This is a genomic window from Streptomyces sp. NPDC002853 (genome assembly GCF_053591915.1).
This window is the reverse complement of sequence record NZ_JBSFUS010000001.1, coordinates 925,122-942,634: the sequence shown is the minus strand read 5'-3', so window position 1 is coordinate 942,634 and position 17,513 is coordinate 925,122. Positions and strand designations below refer to the sequence as shown.

18 protein-coding genes are annotated in these 17,513 nt (G+C 68.7%); 14 read left to right on the top strand and 4 right to left on the bottom strand.

Translation table 11 applies throughout. From position 1 onward, the window contains the following. Nucleotides 1-147 precede the first annotated feature (147 nt). The 9 genes from ACWD02_RS04215 to ACWD02_RS04175 all read left to right on the top strand — a co-directional run bounded on the left by ACWD02_RS04215 (nucleotide 148) and on the right by ACWD02_RS04175 (nucleotide 10,262). Nucleotides 148-1,131, top strand: coding sequence for a LysR family transcriptional regulator (locus ACWD02_RS04215; protein ID WP_451204402.1), 984 nt, complete (start codon nucleotides 148-150; stop codon nucleotides 1,129-1,131). A 230-nt stretch (nucleotides 1,132-1,361) separates the two neighbouring features. Next, the gene (locus tag ACWD02_RS04210; RefSeq protein ID WP_451204190.1) at nucleotides 1,362-2,063 is read left to right on the top strand and encodes a hypothetical protein; all 702 of its coding nucleotides are present in this window, start codon (nucleotides 1,362-1,364) and stop codon (nucleotides 2,061-2,063) included. Next, a complete protein-coding gene (locus tag ACWD02_RS04205) occupies nucleotides 2,060-4,330 on the top strand; it encodes a glycosyltransferase (protein ID WP_451204188.1) in 2,271 nt (756 codons plus the stop codon). The genes ACWD02_RS04210 and ACWD02_RS04205 overlap by 4 nt, the downstream gene beginning before the upstream one ends. A gap of 101 nt (nucleotides 4,331-4,431) precedes the next feature. Continuing rightward, nucleotides 4,432-5,667, top strand: coding sequence for an acyltransferase family protein (locus ACWD02_RS04200; protein ID WP_451204186.1), 1,236 nt, complete (start codon nucleotides 4,432-4,434; stop codon nucleotides 5,665-5,667). A gap of 259 nt (nucleotides 5,668-5,926) precedes the next feature. Continuing rightward, nucleotides 5,927-6,253 (top strand): type VII secretion target, encoded by a 327-nt coding sequence (locus ACWD02_RS04195; protein WP_451204184.1) that lies wholly within the window; start codon nucleotides 5,927-5,929, stop codon nucleotides 6,251-6,253. Then, complete coding sequence (locus ACWD02_RS04190) at nucleotides 6,250-7,596, top strand: putative T7SS-secreted protein (protein ID WP_451204183.1); 1,347 nt, start codon at nucleotides 6,250-6,252, stop codon at nucleotides 7,594-7,596. Before ACWD02_RS04195 ends, ACWD02_RS04190 begins: the two co-directional genes overlap by 4 nt. A gap of 91 nt (nucleotides 7,597-7,687) precedes the next feature. Further along, nucleotides 7,688-8,305, top strand: a complete 618-nt coding sequence (locus ACWD02_RS04185) for a hypothetical protein (protein WP_451204181.1) — start codon at nucleotides 7,688-7,690, stop codon at nucleotides 8,303-8,305. Further along, entirely contained in the window at nucleotides 8,302-8,982 is a 681-nt protein-coding gene (locus tag ACWD02_RS04180) for a hypothetical protein (protein WP_451204179.1), read from the top strand. Before ACWD02_RS04185 ends, ACWD02_RS04180 begins: the two co-directional genes overlap by 4 nt. 182 nt (nucleotides 8,983-9,164) lie before the next feature. After that, on the top strand, nucleotides 9,165-10,262 hold the full coding sequence (locus ACWD02_RS04175) for a hypothetical protein (protein WP_451204177.1): 1,098 nt from the start codon (nucleotides 9,165-9,167) through the stop codon (nucleotides 10,260-10,262). A gap of 34 nt (nucleotides 10,263-10,296) precedes the next feature. On the opposite strand, the gene ACWD02_RS04170 is transcribed toward ACWD02_RS04175, so the two are convergent. Both ACWD02_RS04170 and ACWD02_RS04165 read right to left on the bottom strand, forming a co-directional pair. Further along, nucleotides 10,297-10,965: an NAD(P)-dependent oxidoreductase gene (locus ACWD02_RS04170; RefSeq protein ID WP_451204175.1), complete on the bottom strand. Its 669-nt coding sequence runs from the start codon at nucleotides 10,963-10,965 to the stop codon at nucleotides 10,297-10,299. A 51-nt stretch (nucleotides 10,966-11,016) separates the two neighbouring features. After that, nucleotides 11,017-12,033: an EamA family transporter gene (locus tag ACWD02_RS04165; protein WP_451204173.1), complete on the bottom strand. Its 1,017-nt coding sequence runs from the start codon at nucleotides 12,031-12,033 to the stop codon at nucleotides 11,017-11,019. 144 nt (nucleotides 12,034-12,177) lie between these two features. On the opposite strand from ACWD02_RS04165, the gene ACWD02_RS04160 reads away from it, so the two are divergent. From ACWD02_RS04160 to ACWD02_RS04150, 3 genes are all read left to right on the top strand, one after another. Then, complete coding sequence (locus ACWD02_RS04160) at nucleotides 12,178-12,741, top strand: MarR family winged helix-turn-helix transcriptional regulator (RefSeq protein WP_451204171.1); 564 nt, start codon at nucleotides 12,178-12,180, stop codon at nucleotides 12,739-12,741. A 304-nt stretch (nucleotides 12,742-13,045) separates the two neighbouring features. Beyond that, complete coding sequence (locus ACWD02_RS04155) at nucleotides 13,046-13,702, top strand: hypothetical protein (protein WP_451204169.1); 657 nt, start codon at nucleotides 13,046-13,048, stop codon at nucleotides 13,700-13,702. Further along, complete coding sequence (locus ACWD02_RS04150) at nucleotides 13,693-14,727, top strand: hypothetical protein (protein WP_451204168.1); 1,035 nt, start codon at nucleotides 13,693-13,695, stop codon at nucleotides 14,725-14,727. The genes ACWD02_RS04155 and ACWD02_RS04150 overlap by 10 nt, the downstream gene beginning before the upstream one ends. A 99-nt stretch (nucleotides 14,728-14,826) precedes the next feature. Here the strand turns inward: ACWD02_RS04150 and ACWD02_RS04145 are convergent, their stop codons facing one another. Further along, nucleotides 14,827-14,994, bottom strand: a complete 168-nt coding sequence (locus tag ACWD02_RS04145) for a DUF397 domain-containing protein (protein WP_451204400.1) — start codon at nucleotides 14,992-14,994, stop codon at nucleotides 14,827-14,829. Between the two features lie 126 nt (nucleotides 14,995-15,120). Next, a complete protein-coding gene (locus ACWD02_RS04140) occupies nucleotides 15,121-15,606 on the bottom strand; it encodes a cupin domain-containing protein (protein WP_451204166.1) in 486 nt (161 codons plus the stop codon). Between the two features lie 188 nt (nucleotides 15,607-15,794). Between ACWD02_RS04140 and ACWD02_RS04135 the strand changes: the two genes are divergently transcribed. Further along, nucleotides 15,795-15,968: a hypothetical protein gene (locus ACWD02_RS04135; RefSeq protein WP_451204164.1), complete on the top strand. Its 174-nt coding sequence runs from the start codon at nucleotides 15,795-15,797 to the stop codon at nucleotides 15,966-15,968. Nucleotides 15,969-16,110: 142 nt separating this feature from the next. Beyond that, complete coding sequence (locus ACWD02_RS04130; protein WP_451204162.1) at nucleotides 16,111-17,469, top strand: nitrate/nitrite transporter; 1,359 nt, start codon at nucleotides 16,111-16,113, stop codon at nucleotides 17,467-17,469. Nucleotides 17,470-17,513: the final 44 nt, after the last annotated feature.

The window sequence follows — 17,513 nt, the reverse complement described above, 5'->3', positions numbered from 1 at the left end:
GTGAGGTCCAACACCTTCTGGGGCCCGACTCACGCACTCCTGTTGTGAGTTCCGCTGGTCGCGAGTTCCCGCTGTTGTAGGTTCCCGCGGGTGACAGCAGAACCCCGCCCACCAGAACCCCGCATACCCCGTGGCCCCGAGGGTGCTCTGCCCCGCGACGTGGAGCCCCGCCTCCTGCGCGCCTTCCTGGCCGTCTCCGAAGAGCTGCACTTCACCCGGGCTGCCGCCGGGCTGTACGTGGCCCAGCAGGCGCTGAGCCGTGATGTGCGGCGCCTGGAGCGTGAGTTGGGGGCCGATCTCTTCGTGCGGACGACACGGCAGGTCACGCTGACCGCCGAGGGGGAGCGGCTGCTGCCGTACGCCCGTCGGGTCATCGAGGCGCAGGACGACCTGACGGCGGCCTTCGCGCGGGGCCCGGGGGCCCGGGGCGCGGCCCGCCCGCTGCTCGTGGACCTGAACAGCCCGGGTCTCATCTCCGGGCGCGTCCTGGAGCGGGCCCGCGAGCTCGCCCCGGACTGCGAGCTGATGGCCCGCTTCGAGAGCGGGCTCACCGGGGCCGCGGCCGAGATCCTCGCCGGGCGGCTCGACGTCTCCTTCGGGCGGTACGCGGGGCTGGAACCGGCGCTGCGGGCGCGGCTCTCGCAGCAGCCCGTGCGGTACGAGCCGATGGCGGTGCTGCTGCCGCTCGGTCACCCACTGGCCGAATTCGACGCGGTGCCGCTCGGTGCGCTCGCGGGGGAGAGCGTGTACGCGGGTGCCGGAAACCCCCGGACGCTGGAGTGGACCGATCTGGCGCATCGCCTTTTCGAGGGACGCGGGATCGAGGTGGCGGCGCCCGCGCCCCTGGCGGTGGGCCCCGAGGAGTTCGGAAGGATCATGGCGAAGAATCGCACCCCCGTCCTCACCGCTGTGGATTTCCCCACCATGCCCGAGTCCGTCCTGCGGCCCCTGACCGACCCCGTTCCGCTGTCCCCCGTGTCCCTGGTGTGGCGAAAGGGGCTCGTGCACCCGGGTGTCGACGCGCTGCGCGTGGCCGCGGCCGAGCTCGCCGCCGCCGAGGGGTGGCTGCGAAGGCCCGAGGACGGGTGGGTTCCGGCCACAGATGCACTCATCATGATGAGGCTGGACTGACGGATTAGTACGACTGTCACCGCCGTGCGCTACATTCATGGTCCGGGCGCGGTGTGATAGGGGGGCGCTCGGATCGGGTGGGGGCTCGGTCCGAACGGCAAGTTCCCGGAGTCGTGCGCGCCCGAGTCAAGGTATGTGGGGGGTTGTGCGTACGCATGGAGAATTGGCGAGAAGATGCCCTACCGGAACACACCCATGATCCGAACGAGGTCACTGTTCAGATCGACGGGGTGGGCCGGCAGCTGGCGGAGCTGGCGGCCGAGAGCGACCAGGACGGGCCCGACGGGCCGGTCTTCGTCGACGAGACGGGCCGCCGCAGCCGGAGGTACCGCCGGATAGGCGTGTTCATCGGCATGGCCTGCGCCGTCTACGCGGTGATCATCGTGGCCACCCTGTTCTCGGGCAACTCCAGCGCGCCCTGGCTCCCGATCGAATCCAAGGACGAGAAGCCGGCGAGCAAGGTGGACACACCCGACCGCCCGGCCGACTCCCTCGACCCTTCGGCCTCGCCCGGCGACACCCCGTCGCCCGGCGCGTCGGAGAGCGGCAGCACCGCTCCCGCGACCGGCGACGAGGACGCGGACGATCCGTCCGCGCCGGACGACGGCAAGACGAAGCCGGGCGGCGGCAAGCCCGACCCCGACCCCACGGGCGGCGGCAAGCCCGACCCCGATCCCACGGACGACGGCGGGGACCCCGACCCGAGCGACGACCCCACGAAGCCGGACCCGGACCCGGACCCGACCGACGACCCCACGACGCCGGATCCGGACCCGTCGACCGAGACCCCGCCCGGCGCGTCCGGAGGCGGCGGCGAAGTCCCCGCGGTGCAGCAAGCCGCCGATCAGCAGTCCCCGCAGCGCGCCCAGGCGATCGGTCATCTGTCCCCGCGAGGCGCCGGCCAGCAGCCCTCGGAGGGCGCACAGCTATGAACACCCGCACCAAAAGGGGCCGGTCAGCCGGCTCCCGGCACAGTCACGCCCAGCCCCGGGGCGGCCACGCCCAGCCCCGCGGGGGCGGCGGCGGCCGGCGCCGCGCGCAGCCGGCCCGCGGCGCCAAGCGGCGCAGGGTCCCGCTCCGCTATCTCCTGCCGCTGCTCCTCCTGGTCGCCCTGATGGCGATGCTCATGCTGCGCGGCTACACCCACAGCGAGATCCTCGCCGACCACCGCGTACAGCCGCCCGCGGCCACCGACAAGGTCCCGAAGAAGGTCCTCGAGGACGGCGGCCCGGTCATCGACACCCGCGGCGGCCACGAGGAGACGCTGAGCGTCCCCCATCACCGCCTCGTGCTGACGTTCGACGACGGACCGGACCCGGAGTGGACCCCCAAGGTCCTGGACGTGCTGAAGAAGCACGACGCGCACGGCGTCTTCTTCGTCACCGGCACGATGGCCTCGCGCTATCCCGACCTCGTCGAGCGGATGGTGGACGAGGGCCACGAGGTCGGCCTGCACACGTTCAACCACCCCGACCTGTCGTACCAGTCCAAGAGCCGCATCGACTGGGAGCTCTCGCAGAACCAGCTCGCCCTCGCGGGCGCCGCGGGCGTCCGCACCTCCCTCTTCCGCCCGCCGTACTCCTCGTTCTCCGACGCCATGGACAACAAGTCCTGGCCCGTGACGAAGTACATAGGCAGCCGCGGCTACCTCACCGTCGTCAACAACACCGACAGCGAGGACTGGAAGCGCCCCGGCGTCTCCGAGATCATCCGCCGCGCCACGCCCAAGAACGGCAACGGCGCCATCGTCCTGATGCACGACTCCGGAGGCGACCGCTCGCAGACGGTGGCCGCGCTCGACACCTTCCTGCCCGATCTCCAGGACAAGGGCTACCGGTTCACCAACCTCACCGAGGCCCTGGACGCCCCCAGCGCGCACGCGCCGGTCACCGGCCTCGACCTGTGGAAGGGCAAGGCCTGGGTCTTCCTGGTCGGAGCCTCGGAGAAGATCACCGGCGTACTCGTCGTGGCCCTGGCCATCGTCGGCTCGCTGGTCATGCTCCGCTTCGGCATGATGCTGCTGCTCTCCGCGGTGCACGCGCGCAAGGTGCGCAAGAAGGGCTTCCGCTGGGGCCCCGACATCACCGAACCGGTGTCGGTCCTCGTGCCCGCCTACAACGAGGCGAAGTGCATCGAGGCGACGGTCCGCTCCCTCATGACGAGCGACCACCCCATCGAGATCATCGTCATCGACGACGGCTCCTCGGACGGCACCGCACTGATCGTCGAGGGCCTGCGCCTGCCGAACGTACGCGTCGTACGCCAGCAGAACGCGGGCAAGCCGGCCGCCCTCAACCGCGGCATAGCCAACGCCCGACACGACCTCATCGTGATGATGGACGGCGACACGGTCTTCGAGCAGTCGACCGTGCGCGAGCTGGTGCAGCCGTTCGGCGACCCGCGCGTGGGCGCCGTCGCGGGCAACGCGAAGGTCGGCAACAGGGACTCGCTGATCGGTGCCTGGCAGCACATCGAGTACGTGATGGGCTTCAACCTCGACCGCCGGATGTACGACATGCTCGGCTGCATGCCGACCATCCCGGGCGCCGTGGGAGCCTTCCGGCGCTCGGCGCTCGAACGGGTCGGCGGCATGAGCGACGACACGCTCGCCGAGGACACCGACATCACGATGGCGATGCACCGCGACGGCTGGCGGGTCGTGTACGCGGAGAAGGCGCGCGCGTGGACCGAGGCGCCGGAGACGGTGCAGCAGCTGTGGTCGCAGCGCTACCGCTGGTCGTACGGCACGATGCAGGCGATCTGGAAGCACCGCCGCTCGGTGATCGAGTCGGGCCCGTCGGGCCGCTTCGGCCGCGTGGGCATGCCGCTGGTGTCGCTCTTCATGGTCCTGGCCCCGCTGCTCGCGCCGTTGATCGACGTGTTTCTGCTCTACGGCCTGGTCTTCGGCCCCACCCAGAAGACGATCATCGCGTGGCTCGGCGTGCTCGCCGTCCAGGCGGTGTGCGCGGCGTACGCCTTCCGGCTCGACCGTGAACGCATGACCCATCTGATCTCGCTGCCCCTCCAGCAGATCCTCTACCGGCAGCTGATGTACGTCGTGCTGCTGCAGTCCTGGATCACCGCCCTGACCGGAGGCCGTCTGCGCTGGCAGAAGCTCCGGCGCACGGGAGTCCTTGGAACTCCGCCCTCTATTCCGCAACAGCGGACGGGCAGCCCTGATCGGAGGCCCGTCGCATGACGTATCCCCCACAGCCCACACAACCGCTGCCGCAGGTGCCGCCGCCTCCGGGGCTGAGGAATCACGCGCCGGGGCACGGCGGTCCGGGGGGTCCCGGACAGATGGCTCCCGGCGTGGGGGTGACGCCGGTGGGCCCGGCGGCTCCGTCGGCCCCGTCGGACCCGGCGGCCCCGGCGGCTCCCAAGAAGCCGGGTCGGGACCGCTACTTCGACGTACTGCGCTCGCTCGCCCTGGTCCGTGTCGTCATCTACCACCTGTTCGGCTGGGCCTGGCTGACGATCCTCTTCCCGTCCATGGGCGTGATGTTCGCGCTGGCGGGCGCGCTGATGGCACGCTCGCTGAAGCGCCCGGCCTGGGGCGTGATCAGAGGCCGAATACGACGCCTCCTGCCGCCCATGTGGGCCTTCAGCGCGGTGGCACTGTTCCTCCTCTTCTACGGCGGCTGGAACGTAACCAAGGACCCGGACCACGGGGACACGTGGGGCCTGGTCAGCATGCTCAACTACGTGTTCCCGATCGGTGCCCCGCCTTTCCCCTGGCACATCGGGGACAAGGCCGGCCTCCTGGAGGACACCTGGCCGGCGCAGGCCGCGGGCCCGCTCTGGTACATCCGCGCGTATCTGTGGTTCGTCATCGCCTCGCCGCTCCTCCTGTGGGCGTTCCGCAGGGTCCCGTGGGCCACGCTCTTCGCCCCGCTGGCCCTGACGGCGGTACTGGCCACGGAGATCGTCAAGATCCCCGGCGAGACGGGCAACGCGGTGTCGGACTTCGCGGTGTACGGCAGCTGCTGGGTCCTCGGCATGGCCCACCAGGAGGGCGTCCTGGCCCGGGTCCCGCGCTACGTGGCGGTTTCCGTCTCGGCCCTGATCATGGCCTTCGGCCTGTGGTGGGCCTCGGGCCATCTGGGCCCGGACGGCTGGGACCTGAACGACATCCCGCTGGCCCAGGCGGCCTGGTCCTTCGGCTTCGTGGTCATCCTCTTCCAGTACTCCCCGTCGTGGCAGGAGCTGCCGGGCCGCCTGAAGCGCTGGGACAAGCTGATCACCCTCTCCAACAACCGAGCGGTGACGATCTACCTCTGGCACAACCTCCTGATCATGGCCACGGTGCCGCTCATCGACATGGCGTACGACCTGCCGCTCATGGAGGACGAACGCTGGAGCTCGGCCCTGGACTCGACGTACATGCTGTGGATGACGGTCCTGGTCTGGCCGCTGATCGGTCTGATGGTGATGGCGGTGGGTTGGCTGGAGGATATTGCGGCGAAGCGGAAACCACGGCTGTGGCCGGACGGCGCGAAGAAGGGGAAGGGGCGGAGGGCTCGGGCAGAGGCCTGACGTCTGAAGGGCTGACGTGAGGGCGGCCGCACACGCACTTCGGTGCGATGTGCGGCCGCTTTTGCGTGGGCGGGGGCCTCGGGGGCTCGGCAAGTTACCGACTAAGAGTGAAATACCGGCCCTTGAATGGGCGGATATGTCCTGACGCTCGGTGACCATGCTGCCGGCATCACCCACGGCTCCCGGATAGCTTCCTCGGATGGTCGCGTGGGCGGTCGCCGTGGGCGGTGGCCCCGGCGGGTCGCGGAGGAGGTTGTGCATGGCGGATCGCCTGACGGTCGACGGCGATGAACTCGAACACTTCATGAAGCTGCTCAACAGATCGAAGGATTCCCTCAGGAGCATGCGCAAGGCGCTGGGAAGCGCGACCACGGTGGGCCTCGGGACGGATGACCTCGACTGGGCCTGTGAGGAATTCCAGGACGACTGGAAGTACGGCACGGAGCAACTCGGGGAGCAGGCCGAGGACTTGGCGAAGATCATCGACAAGAGCAAGGACGCCTACCGCGAGGTCGACAAGGCGCTCGAGGAGAATCTGAAGGAAAGAGGCAGGGGAAAGAGCGGCGGAGGCGGGGGAGCGAAGTGACAGTCACCCCGGGCGTCGAGAACGACCGCTTCGCGGGTTCACCCGCTGCCAGGAACGGGCCTTTGCCGCAGGGCCTCAAATTCTCCCCGGCCACCCCGGACGCCGGTTACTCCGACCTCGGATTCAATCCAGTGCCAGGCGACTGTGACACCGTGAAGGCGCTGCACAAGAAGCTGACGAGCTGCGCCAAAGTCCTCCACGAGACGCATGGCACCGTCACCAAGCTGATGGACGGCAGCTACTGGGAAGGGGACGCGGCGGTCGCCTTCCGAGAACAGATCGACGGCGGTCCGTTGCCGAAGAACCTGCGGAACGCGGCGCATTCCGTCAGCAAGGCCGCCAAGCACCTGGACCGCTGGCATGAGGAGCTCGCCGCCTACCAGCGTCGCGCGAAACTCCTGAACGCGGACGCGAAGGAGGCCCGAGCCGCGCTGGAGGCGGCGCAGGGGCGGGCGGACACCGCGGTCAAGGACCCTGACCTGGACAAGAAGGGCGCGCGGCACGACGACGCGGTCAAGGCCCGGACGCGCGCCGACGGAAGGGTGGACGAGGCCCAGGCCGACCTCGACCGCATCCTGAGAAGGGCTCGCGACCTCGCCTACGAGCACGAGGAGAGGTCCGGCTACCGGGCGGGCAAGATCCGGGACGCGACCCACAAGCTGGCGCCGCAGGAACCGGGCTGGTTCGACACGAGCATGGACTGGGTCAAGGAAAACCTGCCCGACATCCTGAGCACCTTGTCCGCCATCGTGGGGCTTGCGGCGCTCTTCGTGCTGACGGGTGGGACGGCGGCCGCGGTGCTGTTGCTGGCTGCGGCGGCGTTGAGTGGGACGGCGTTGGCGTTGAGGGTCACACAGGACCCCACCGTGTGGGCGTCCCTGAAAGACGGCATGACAAAGGGCGAGTGCGATACGGACTTCTGGAGCAACGTAGTAACGCTGGGCGGGGACGCACTTGGCGCCGTCCCGGGTATTGGTGCGGCGTGGAAGGGCGGTGCGGCGGCCCTGCGGGGTGCCGGTCGGGCGGGGGAGGCCCTCACGCTGGGCAACCGACTGGCCGATGCCGGAGCATCCACCATGGAGCACGCGAGAAACATCTCCGGATTGAACAACTTCCTGCTGGGTCTCACCATTCGGGGCGCGCGAGCTGAACCGATCGCCAGGACCGTGGAGGTTACTTCAGCTTCCGTTGGTGTGGGCACCGCTGTATTCGGGCTGGCCATGAAAGTCGTGGACGCTGACGACGACGGAATCAAGGATGGCGCCGTGGCGGGTATTGACGGTACGCGACTTGGTGTCGACGGGGGCAGCGTCATTGACCTCGCCCGCCATGTATTTCGCTGAACTCATGTGGAGAGGGCTACTTGCTATGCATCCCACCGATCCCCCGACCGCCTGGGACCACCGGCCGACGCGTAACGCGTGGATCTGGCACATGATCCTGATCGTTATGCGTCTGATCGGCTGGGTCGTGGTCTGGTTTGGTTGCTTGGCTGTTCCGGTGGTGTTCCTGACACCAGGCTATTTCCTGCTCTTCCTCCCTCCCATGCTCTACGCCACCTTCCGCGCCGTCCTCCAACTCGGCTACTTCCCCTGGTCTCTCAACATGCAGCGCGTCCTCGCCCAGTACCCCTGGCAGCACCTCACCGACGTACCTCGGGGGCGGAACAAGCACCCCGAGGCGCAAGAGGACGAGATGTGGTACGAGCTGCCCGATCCCGAGAAGCCCGGGAAGCGGATTCCGCTGCTGTTCATGGCAAACATGCGCACCCTGTGGTGGATGAGGCGCTTCGGGACCACCAAGACGAAGCCTGAGTTGAAGGCTCAGATCGAACCCCTGTGGTTCGCCGGTGACCCTCGCTTCTACGCCGTCATCGCGGCGCCCGGCCGAGGAGGCACCGCGCCGAGGCGGTTGCACTTCCTCTACCAGCGTCCGGCCCGGCCCAGTTGGAAGGCTGCCCCGGTCGGGTGGGGCGCCGGCCCCGCCGCGCTCGAACGGGCCCGTAGAGCAGGGGCGCGGGTCCCCGAGCCCGGATCGGACAGGGCGCGTTGACCGCCGGGCCCCGCATCGCGCTCGACGAGTCAGCCGAGGACCCCGACGCCGACATCTGGTTCGCCGAACCCGCGGGCTTTACGGCGGTCCCGTTGGCGGCCCTGCTGAACCTGCCTTCCACTCCCGGCTCCGACGGGTTGCGGGCGGCTCTGGGCCCAGTGCTGGACGCGGCCCCGGATGACGCGTCCCGCGAGCCCTTCGTCGCTCAGCTTGCCGCAGGGCAGCGGATGTTGGCGGCGCTCTGTGAAGCCGGCACGGTCCACTGCTCGATCGGCCTGCATCGCGACGACGTGGCGGAGTCAGGTGCTGTCGGCCGTGGACGGCCGTTGCGCTCCTTCTTCACCCTCTCCTGGCGGGACACGGCCGTGGCGCCGCCCTCCGTCACAGCCGCCCGCGCCGTGGCTCCCGCCGGGCAGCACACCCGTATCGAGTACCTCGACCTGCCGTCCGGCCCGGCCAGCATCAGCGAAACCGTACGCACGCCCTCCGCCGACAGCGGCCTCGCCCGGCAGTCCCTCCTCCAGATCCACGCCCACATCCCACACCCGGAGGGCAAGCGGCTGGCCGTCCTGACGCTGACGACAGCCGAGGTCACCCACCGGGAGCAGTACCGTGCCATCCTCGATCAGATGGCTCAACTGGTCAGCTTCGACAACCCACTCGCGACCAAGGAGTAAGTCTGCGCGCCGCCGCATCGCTTCCCGAGCCGCCGGGCCCTCCCGAGGAGCGGCCCCACCGAGCCGATCTTCTACGGGCCCAGCGGCAAGCGCTCCGCACCCTGATCGGTGAGGATCTGTCCAGGGCGCGTGGGGCAGTCTTCCTGCTCTGCGCGCTGGCCATCACCTTCACAGTGGGCGTCTTGGCGCCGGTGACGGTCCAGACTCTTGCCTCCGACACGAGCGACGGCACCGAGATCGCTGTGACGGCGGTGATGAGCGCGCTCCTGTTCGCGTTCCTCGGCGCCCCCGCAGCGTTGGTCCTGCGCTCCCAGCACGCGCGATCCGTCAGACGTCGGCAGTTGCTGCGTGAGTGGGCGGCAGTGGACAGAAGGCACGAGTCGGAATTTCCCGCCGCCTACGGCACGCAAGGCCCGCACTCCCGGTTCCACGGCGCGTCGATCGTCCTTGTCCTGGCCGTCCTCATGGCCTTGCTCGTCCTCGCGGACTCCTCCGGTACGAGACCGTTCGCGATGCTGCCCGGTCTGGTGACGGTGGCCCTCTTCGCCGGGGCCACGACGAGGAAGTACGTCGGTCGTTACCGCTGGGCCTCGCGCGAGAACGCCATTCGCGGTCGTGCACGGAGACGACATCGGCACCGAGATCTTCTGACCTCCGTGCCAGAAGTCCGCCCCGGGGCGGCCCATCCGGTGCTGCGTTACGTCGCGCTGATCGCACCCGTCGTCATCATCGCGGTGATCTACGCAATCGCCCGACCGAGGAACGCGCTCGGGCTGGCGGTAGCCGCCCTCATCGCCCTCGCCGTTGCGGTCGTCGGCTTGCCGCTCACCCTGATCAAGCGCCGCCGGGAACGTACTGAACTCGACCTCGTGGTCGCGGAAGCCGTGGAAGATGCGGAAGGCGCGTTTCTCGGGGACCCCTCCGGCGCGCGGGCTGCCGTGGTCCATCCCATCCGCTACGGGCTCGGCGAGTTGACCGCGGCCGAAGGTCCGCCGTGCGGCGCCGACGGCGTCGCACGCTGGGACTTCGCGCCTCCGCGCGCCGGCGCTCTGGTGGTCGGGGCCGAGGCCCTGCACCTTCGTGGTGCTGACGGCAGCTCGCTCGACCTGCCCCTCGCGGACCTTGTCGGTACGGCGTTCATCGAGAACGCGGCGGCCTGGCTCGACCCGACCGTCGACCTGTTTCTCCGCTCGGGCGAGGCCATCGAGGTCCGCTCGGCCGACGCCCGGGAGATCGCCGACTCGCTGTCCGGCGCGGGAGTTCTGATCCTTGGCGGGTGACGGGCTCTGTCGGCGCGGGGCGGCGCCTCACCTTTCAGTAGCCGGCCGTGAACCGGGCCCGACTGTGTTTCGGGTTTTCCGCCTCGTCCAGGAGCGCGATCGCCAAGTCCTCCATGGAGAGCGACGAATTGCCCGCCGCGTCCACCAGGAGCTCGTCCGTGCCCAGGCGGAACGTGCCCGTACGGGTGCCCGGCTCAAGGACGGCCGACGGACTCAGGTACGTCCAGTCGACGTCCGTGTCCGCCGTGCGGACCGCCTCGTACTGGTCGTTGGACGCCTGAGCTATGTGCCGCCACGCCGTGGGGACGTACCTCGGGTCGTCGATGGCCGGCACCCCGCGCGTGCCGGGGACCGTCAGGCTGCCCGCGCCGCCGACTATCAGCAGCCGCACGCCAGTGCCGGACAGGCCCTCCAGGAGCGACTTGGTGATGGCGGCGTGCTCGTGTTCGCGGCCCGGTGCGGGTCTCGTGGCGTTGATCACGAGGTCTTGGCCCGCACTCAACTCCGCCACGTCGTGAGGGACTCCCGCGTCGCCCGTGCGGTGCGTGGCGCCGGGGTGCAGTTCGGCGTACCTTGCCGGGTCGCGGACCACCGCGGTCACCTCGTGGCCGCGGGACAACGCCTCCGTGACGACCCGGCTGCCTACGTTTCCTGCCGCTCCGAAGACGGTGATGTGCAGGCTCGTGTGCGTGTGCGTGCTCATGTTGGTTCGGCTCCTTGGGGTGCTTGATCTGGGTTCAGCCGCTTGGTGGAGTCACTTGGTGGCTGCCGGCGCCTGCTCGTCGCGCGCCCGTGCCCGCGCCCCGCGGCCTCCGCTCTGCCCCAGCAGCACGCTCCCCAGTACCAGGACCAGGCCGCCCACCTGCCAGACCGTCAGCGTCTGGCCGAGGAGCAGGAGGCCGGCGAGGGTGGCCACCACCGGGTTGGTGAGGCCGAGGAAGGAGACGGACGAGGCCGGGAGGCGTTCGATGCCGCGGAACCACAGGGCGTACGCGATGGCCGTGCCGATCACGCCGAGGTAGACGTACCCGGCGATGTTGCTGCCCGTGAGCTGGTCCGGCAGGCCCTCCGCCGTCAGGGCGATGGGGGCCAGGACCAGGCCGCCCGCCGTCAGTTGCCAGCCGGTGAGGGTGAGGAGCGAGACCCCTTCGGGGCGGCCCCAGCGCTTGCTGAGCACCACCGCGAGGGCCATCAGAGTCGTCGCCGCCAGCATCGCGGCGATGCCCGCCGGGTCCACCGTCGCGCTGCCGCGCAGGACCAGCAGGGCGACACCCGCGACGCCCACGAGTCCCGCGACGAGCGTACGAGCGGTCGGGCGCACCTTCAGCACGCCGATGCCGAAGCCCGCCACCAGGAGCGGCATGACCGCGCTGACGGTCGACGCGACGCCTCCGGGCAGGTGGTACGCGCCGAAGAAGAGGAGCGGGAAGAACGCCCCGAAGTTCAGCAGCCCCAGCACGGCCGCCTTCCACCACCAGTCGCCCCTCGGCAGCCGCCGGGTGATCGCGAGGAGGATGAGACCGGCGGGCAGCGCGCGCAGGGCCGCGGCGAGCAACGGGCGGTCGGCAGGGAGGAGTTCGGTCGTCGTGACGTACGTGGTGCCCCAGGTGGCCGGGCCGATGGCCGCGAGGCCCGCGGCGGCTAGAGCGTAGGTGCGGGGCCCCCGGCCGGGTCGGCGCCGGGCGGTCGGGCTGTCGCTCGTGGGTGCCGTGGACACCGTGCTCGTGGGTGTCGTGCGTGCCGCGGTCGTGCTCGGGCTGATGGTCGACATGATGCTCCCCCTCTGTTCCCCTCAACGCTGTTATTCTCAACGTTGAGATAAATATGGACCCGGGGTCTGCGAACGTCAAGTATCTGAACGTTGAGAGATGTAGGTGCGGCGTCGTCGCAGGGTCCGACCGAAGGGAGCACGTACATGAGCGAGTCCGGGGCTGGGCCCGAGGTGTCCGCGGACGCCCACGCCGACATGAACGCCGACGCCATCGACGAGTTGCGGGCCCAGTGGCGGCGCGAGCGGCCGGATCTGGACCTCGCCCATCTGGACGCGATGGCCCTGGTGGGCCGCATCAAACGCGCCGACCACCTGCTGAGCAAGGGCATGAAGAGAGTCTTCGTCGAGTACGGCCTGGAGTTCGCGGAGTTCGACGTCCTCGCCACGCTGCGCCGCGTCGGCGCCCCGCACGAACTGACCGCGGGCGGCCTCCTGAAGACCGCGATGGTGACGTCGGGTGCCATCACCAACCGCCTCGACAAACTGGAACGCAAGGGCCTGATCGAACGCCACCCGGACCCCGCGGACCGCCGCGCGATCCGGGTCCGCCTGACGGAGGCGGGTCGTGAGTTGGTCGACCGCGCGGTGGTGGACCACGTGTCGAACGAGGAGCGGATGCTGGCGGCGCTCTCGGCGGAGGACCGGCGGGCGCTGGACGGGGCGTTGCGGAGGTTGTTGGTTTCGCTGGGGGATACGCATTTGGGGTGAGTGCGGGGCCCCTCGGGGTCGCCTGCACCTCAGGGTGTGTGATCGCTCGCTGCGTTGACGGCTGCCGTCCCGTCGTCAGGAGTCCCGTTGGCTTCGCTGAACCAAAGGGTGGAGGGCTGTCGAAGGCCGCGCCTGGTAGTGATCATCAAACTGCGCTGAGCGATCGGTATCGGCAAACGGCAGTGCCCTGCGGATGCTATGCCCGCCTATGTCCCTCCCGGGCGCGAATCTCGACGTGACGTCGCCCTTCACTCATGGATAGCTTGGTTCACTCCAGAAAACCCTCGTCTCATCAGGAGCGACCGTGAATCGCCGACCCACCCTGCTCGCAGCGGCCACCCTCACTGCTGCCGCAGTCCTTTCGCTCGCTGCGTGCGGAGGAGGCGATGGCGACTCCAAGGAGAGCGACAAGATCGCGGGTGCGGAGTCCGGTGAGAAGAGAGAGTCGCCGTCGCCGACAGCATCCGACGATGGGATCGACCGGCCGGAGATGAAGCTGCCGAAGGACGTGAAGCACGTCTTCGAGGGCGGCAAGACGGGCGACGCGAAGAAGGACGCGATCCTCGCGGACAGCGAGCGGCGGATCGCCTCGCTTGACGAGGCGATCACGGTCGATGCCAAGACGCATCCAGCGCTGAAGTTCTACTCGTCCGGCGATGCGTTGCTGTCGGCGGCGGACTACGTTCAGGACTTCTACAAGAGGGGCAAGACCTTCGTCGGGACCACCCGGTATTACGACCGTGAGGTCACGCTCCTCAAGGATGGCGCCGCCGCGGTGACGTACTGCGAGGACACCAGCAAGACGTACCCCAAGGATCGCAAGACCGGCAAGGTGGACAGGTCGATCCCGGAGTCCGAACAGGACTACGGCTTCTACAACACCCGACTGGAGAAGAACGAAGACGGCGTCTGGCAGACCACGAGCGTGTTGACCACGGCAGCGGCGAAGCGATGCACGTGACCCGGCACAAGCTGAGTCGACGGTTCGTGCCTCCTCTCGCGTTGATCGTCGCCTTGGTGTCAAGTACGGCTTATGCCGCCGGTGGTAAGGGAACGCAGGTATCTGCTCCGCAAGCCAAGGGCGGCCGTCAGGACGAGAACCTCACTGTCGAGACGAAGATCCAGACGACCGTCAACGGCGCGCAGGAAACCGCAAAGACCGGATCCCTCACGCCGGCCAACAGCAACTGGGACCCACCGGCTTGCTGGTACGAGCCCGCGTATTCGCCGAAGCAGATCCAGGCAACCGTCAAGGCGATCCGGCAGATGAAGGTGTTCGGAGTCGGCGACTTCGTGGGCGGGGTATTTGACTCGTACTTCAAGGAAGGTCAGCCCTACAAGAACTACAACCTCGACAAGCAGGGTGAGGGGCAGTTCTGGGCCGCGGCCATCAACGAAAAGCGCAAGGACGACCCCGAGGCCAACTCCTGCACGAAGATGCCCTTCTGGGTGCCCACTGGAGACACTCCCAAGGAACCGCTCGCAGTCTCGCCCAAGATCCTCGCCGAGTATGCCTACGACGAACTGCCCGTGCCCAGCACCGAAATCACGATGGCACCCGAGGGAGCGACGAAGGTCAATCTCCCTACCTGGGTCTGGCTGGACAAGGCGAAGTTCAAGAAGGTCTCCGTCACCGCGAGCATCCCGGGCTCGGGGCTTTCCGCGACCACGACCGCTGAGCCCGTGTCCCTCTCGATTGATCCGGGTACGCAGGACGCCGAGACCTACCCGGCCTCAGGCACGTGCCCCATTGAGGACGGCAAGATCGGCGCGCCCCGCGCCAAGGGCACTCCCGCGGACACGTTGCCGCCGTGCGGCGTGAAGTACCTGCGGTCCTCCGGTGACGGCTCGTACAACCTCCAGGCGACTCTTACTTGGAAGATCAGCTGGACCAGTACCACCGGCGAAGGCGGGGGTCTCCCGGCTGGCGAGTTTGGCGGGGATCAGCAAGTCATGGTGGAAGAGATTCAGTCCATCAACCGGTGAGTTCGCCCCGCGCGGGAGCCGTGAGGCGGTTCCGGTTGCAGAAATATCCCGGTGGAGCATCGCTTTAGTGGCGTGTCACCGGGATTCTCCTGAACCCGGTTAGGGCGGGTTGGCTTTGAGGGTGCGTCTTAGGGCGTGGAGGCGGCCCGGGGTGGTCGTGAGGGTGATTTCTGGGTCGTCACTCTCGCGGAGGTGGATTGTGTTGTCCGGGGCGGCGGCTATGTAGACGCAGTCCGATCCGAACTCGCAACCGTGGTGGGTGTTCAGCTGGACGTGTCGAGCTGCGGGACGGGGCCACGAGCGCCCCGCGTCGCCTGGGTGGCCGCTCGGGAATCAGATCTTCGCCAGTGGGGGGAAGTTGTTGTGGTTCGAGGTGGGGGGAGGGACGGACCCTCAGAAGGTGAGGCCGTGCTGCGCTATCAGCGCCATCGTCGCTTCCATGTCCGTCGAGCAGCCGTAGAGCCCTGCCTCCCGCTGTACGGCCTCCGGGATCAACTCCTCGCCCTTGTGGTCGATCCAACGGAACAGCTCCTCCAGGCCTCCTGGAGAGATGATCTCCAGCAGCCGGGCCGGGGTCTCGCCCGCGTTCCAGAACGTGTGCCACTCGTCGCGCGGCTTGAACACGAGGTCGCCGGGTCTGGCCACCACTTCCTCGTCACCGAACCTCGCACCGACCGATCCTTCGAGGATGAAACTGAACTCGTCCTCGCGGGTGTGCTTGTGCACCGGGGCCGCGAGAACCCTTGGCGGCAGTCGGTGCTCGACAAGCGTGAAGCGACCGCCCTGCGCACGGCTGTCGATCAGGAATCGGTCTCCGCACGCCTGCTCCGGCTGATGGAGCTCACCGTCCTCCGGACCCAATATCCGATGCTCGATCACTGGGCACACCACCCTCCGCGAGGGTTCGACAGACGACCTAATTCGACGATACGCGCCTTCCGGCCGCCATCGGCGGGGCTTGTGCCGCGGATGGCGTGTGGTGGGTGTTGGGGACTGGGCGGGGCCAGTGGGTCTTCGCTGGGCTCTGCGAAGGGCCGGACAGCGAGGGGATCCACGACGGCCTCTGCATGGGACTCGGGCAGGCGCAGGGCGGCAGCGGCTTCCGCATCGCCCTCAAGTTCGGCACCGGGGACGACGCGAAGTACACCTCGGCCTACCTCACCCATGCCGACGACGCAGTGACCCTGAAGTGGGACAAGGGCGGTGGCAGTGACGTACTCCCGTGGGTGAACAAGGCTTGAGCTGAGCCGACGCCCCTCCGCCAGGGCCCCTCACCGCCCCCCCCACCCCCACGTGAGAGCAAAGTTCCCCGCCGGTCACCGCGTGGTACAAGGCTGAAACCCGGCCTCCCTACCTTCGGATCATCAGCCGCCGGCTGTGGAGATGCGGAGGTCTGGCATGTGGATCCAACGGTGGGACCCGGAAGACGAGACGTTCTGGGCGGAGGAAGGGGAGCGGGTCGCCCGGCAAAACCTGGTGTTCTCGATCCTCTCGGAGCACATCGGGTTCTCCATCTGGACGCTGTGGTCCGTGATGGTGCTCTTCATGGGGCCCGAGTACGGGATCGATCCCGCCGGGAAGTTCTTCCTCGTGTCCATGGCCACGCTGGTCGGGGCCGTTGCCCGCGTCCCCTACACCTTCGCCGTCGCCCGCTTCGGCGGACGCAACTGGACGATCATCTCGGCGGGCATGCTGCTCGTGCCGACCGTCGCGGCCTTCTCCGTGATGGAGCCGGGTACCTCCTACACCACCTTCATGCTGTGTGCCCTCCTCACCGGCGTCGGTGGCGGTAATTTCGCTTCCTCCATGACCAACATCAACTCCTTCTTCCCCTTGCGGAAGAAGGGGTGGGCCCTCGGGCTCAATGCCGGTGGCGGCAACATCGGCGTGCCCGTCGTCCAGCTCGCCGGGCTCGCGGTCATCGGAGCGGGGGGCGGGCCGCGTGTGCTGCTCGGGATCTACATTCCCCTCATCTTCGTCTCCGCCGTCTGCGCCGCCCTCTTCATGGACAACCTCGCCACCGTGAAGAACGACACCGGAGCGGCCAAGGAAGCCGTGCGGGATGCGCATACCTGGATCATGGCTCTGCTGTACGTGGGGACCTTCGGGTCCTTCATCGGGTACAGCTTCGCCTTCGGGCTCGTCCTGCAGACCCAGTTCGGCCGTACGCCGCTGCAGGCCGCCGCGGTCACCTTCATCGGGCCGCTGCTCGGTTCGCTGATCCGGCCCGTCGGGGGGCGGCTCGCCGACCGGTTCGGCGGGGCCCGCATCACGCTGTGGAACTTCGTCGGGATGGGCGCGGCCACCGGCGTCGTCGTCATCGCCTCCATGAGGGAGTCGCTCGCCCTCTTCGTCGCCGCCTTTGTCGTGCTCTTCGTGCTCACGGGGCTCGGGAACGGGTCGACCTACAAGATGATCCCCGGCATCTTCCAGGCCAAGGCCCTGCAGAAGGGGCTCCAGGGGGAGGCCGCCGCGGCTTACGGGCGGCGGCTCTCCGGAGCCTCCATGGGACTCATCGGCGCCGTCGGGGCGCTCGGCGGGCTCGGGATCAATCTCGCCTTCCGGCAGTCCTTCCAGACCGTGGGGTCGGGGACCGGTGCCTTCGTCGCCTTCCTGGTCTTCTACGCCGCCTGCTTCTGCGTCACCTGGGCCGTATACCTCCGCCGCCCGGCGGCCACCCCGGACTCCGGGCGGACCCCGGACGCCGAGGAGAAGCCCCAGCTCACGTACGCGCAGGTCTGACGGAGGGGTGGTCGTAGCCTGGTGTAACACGTACGACATCGTGA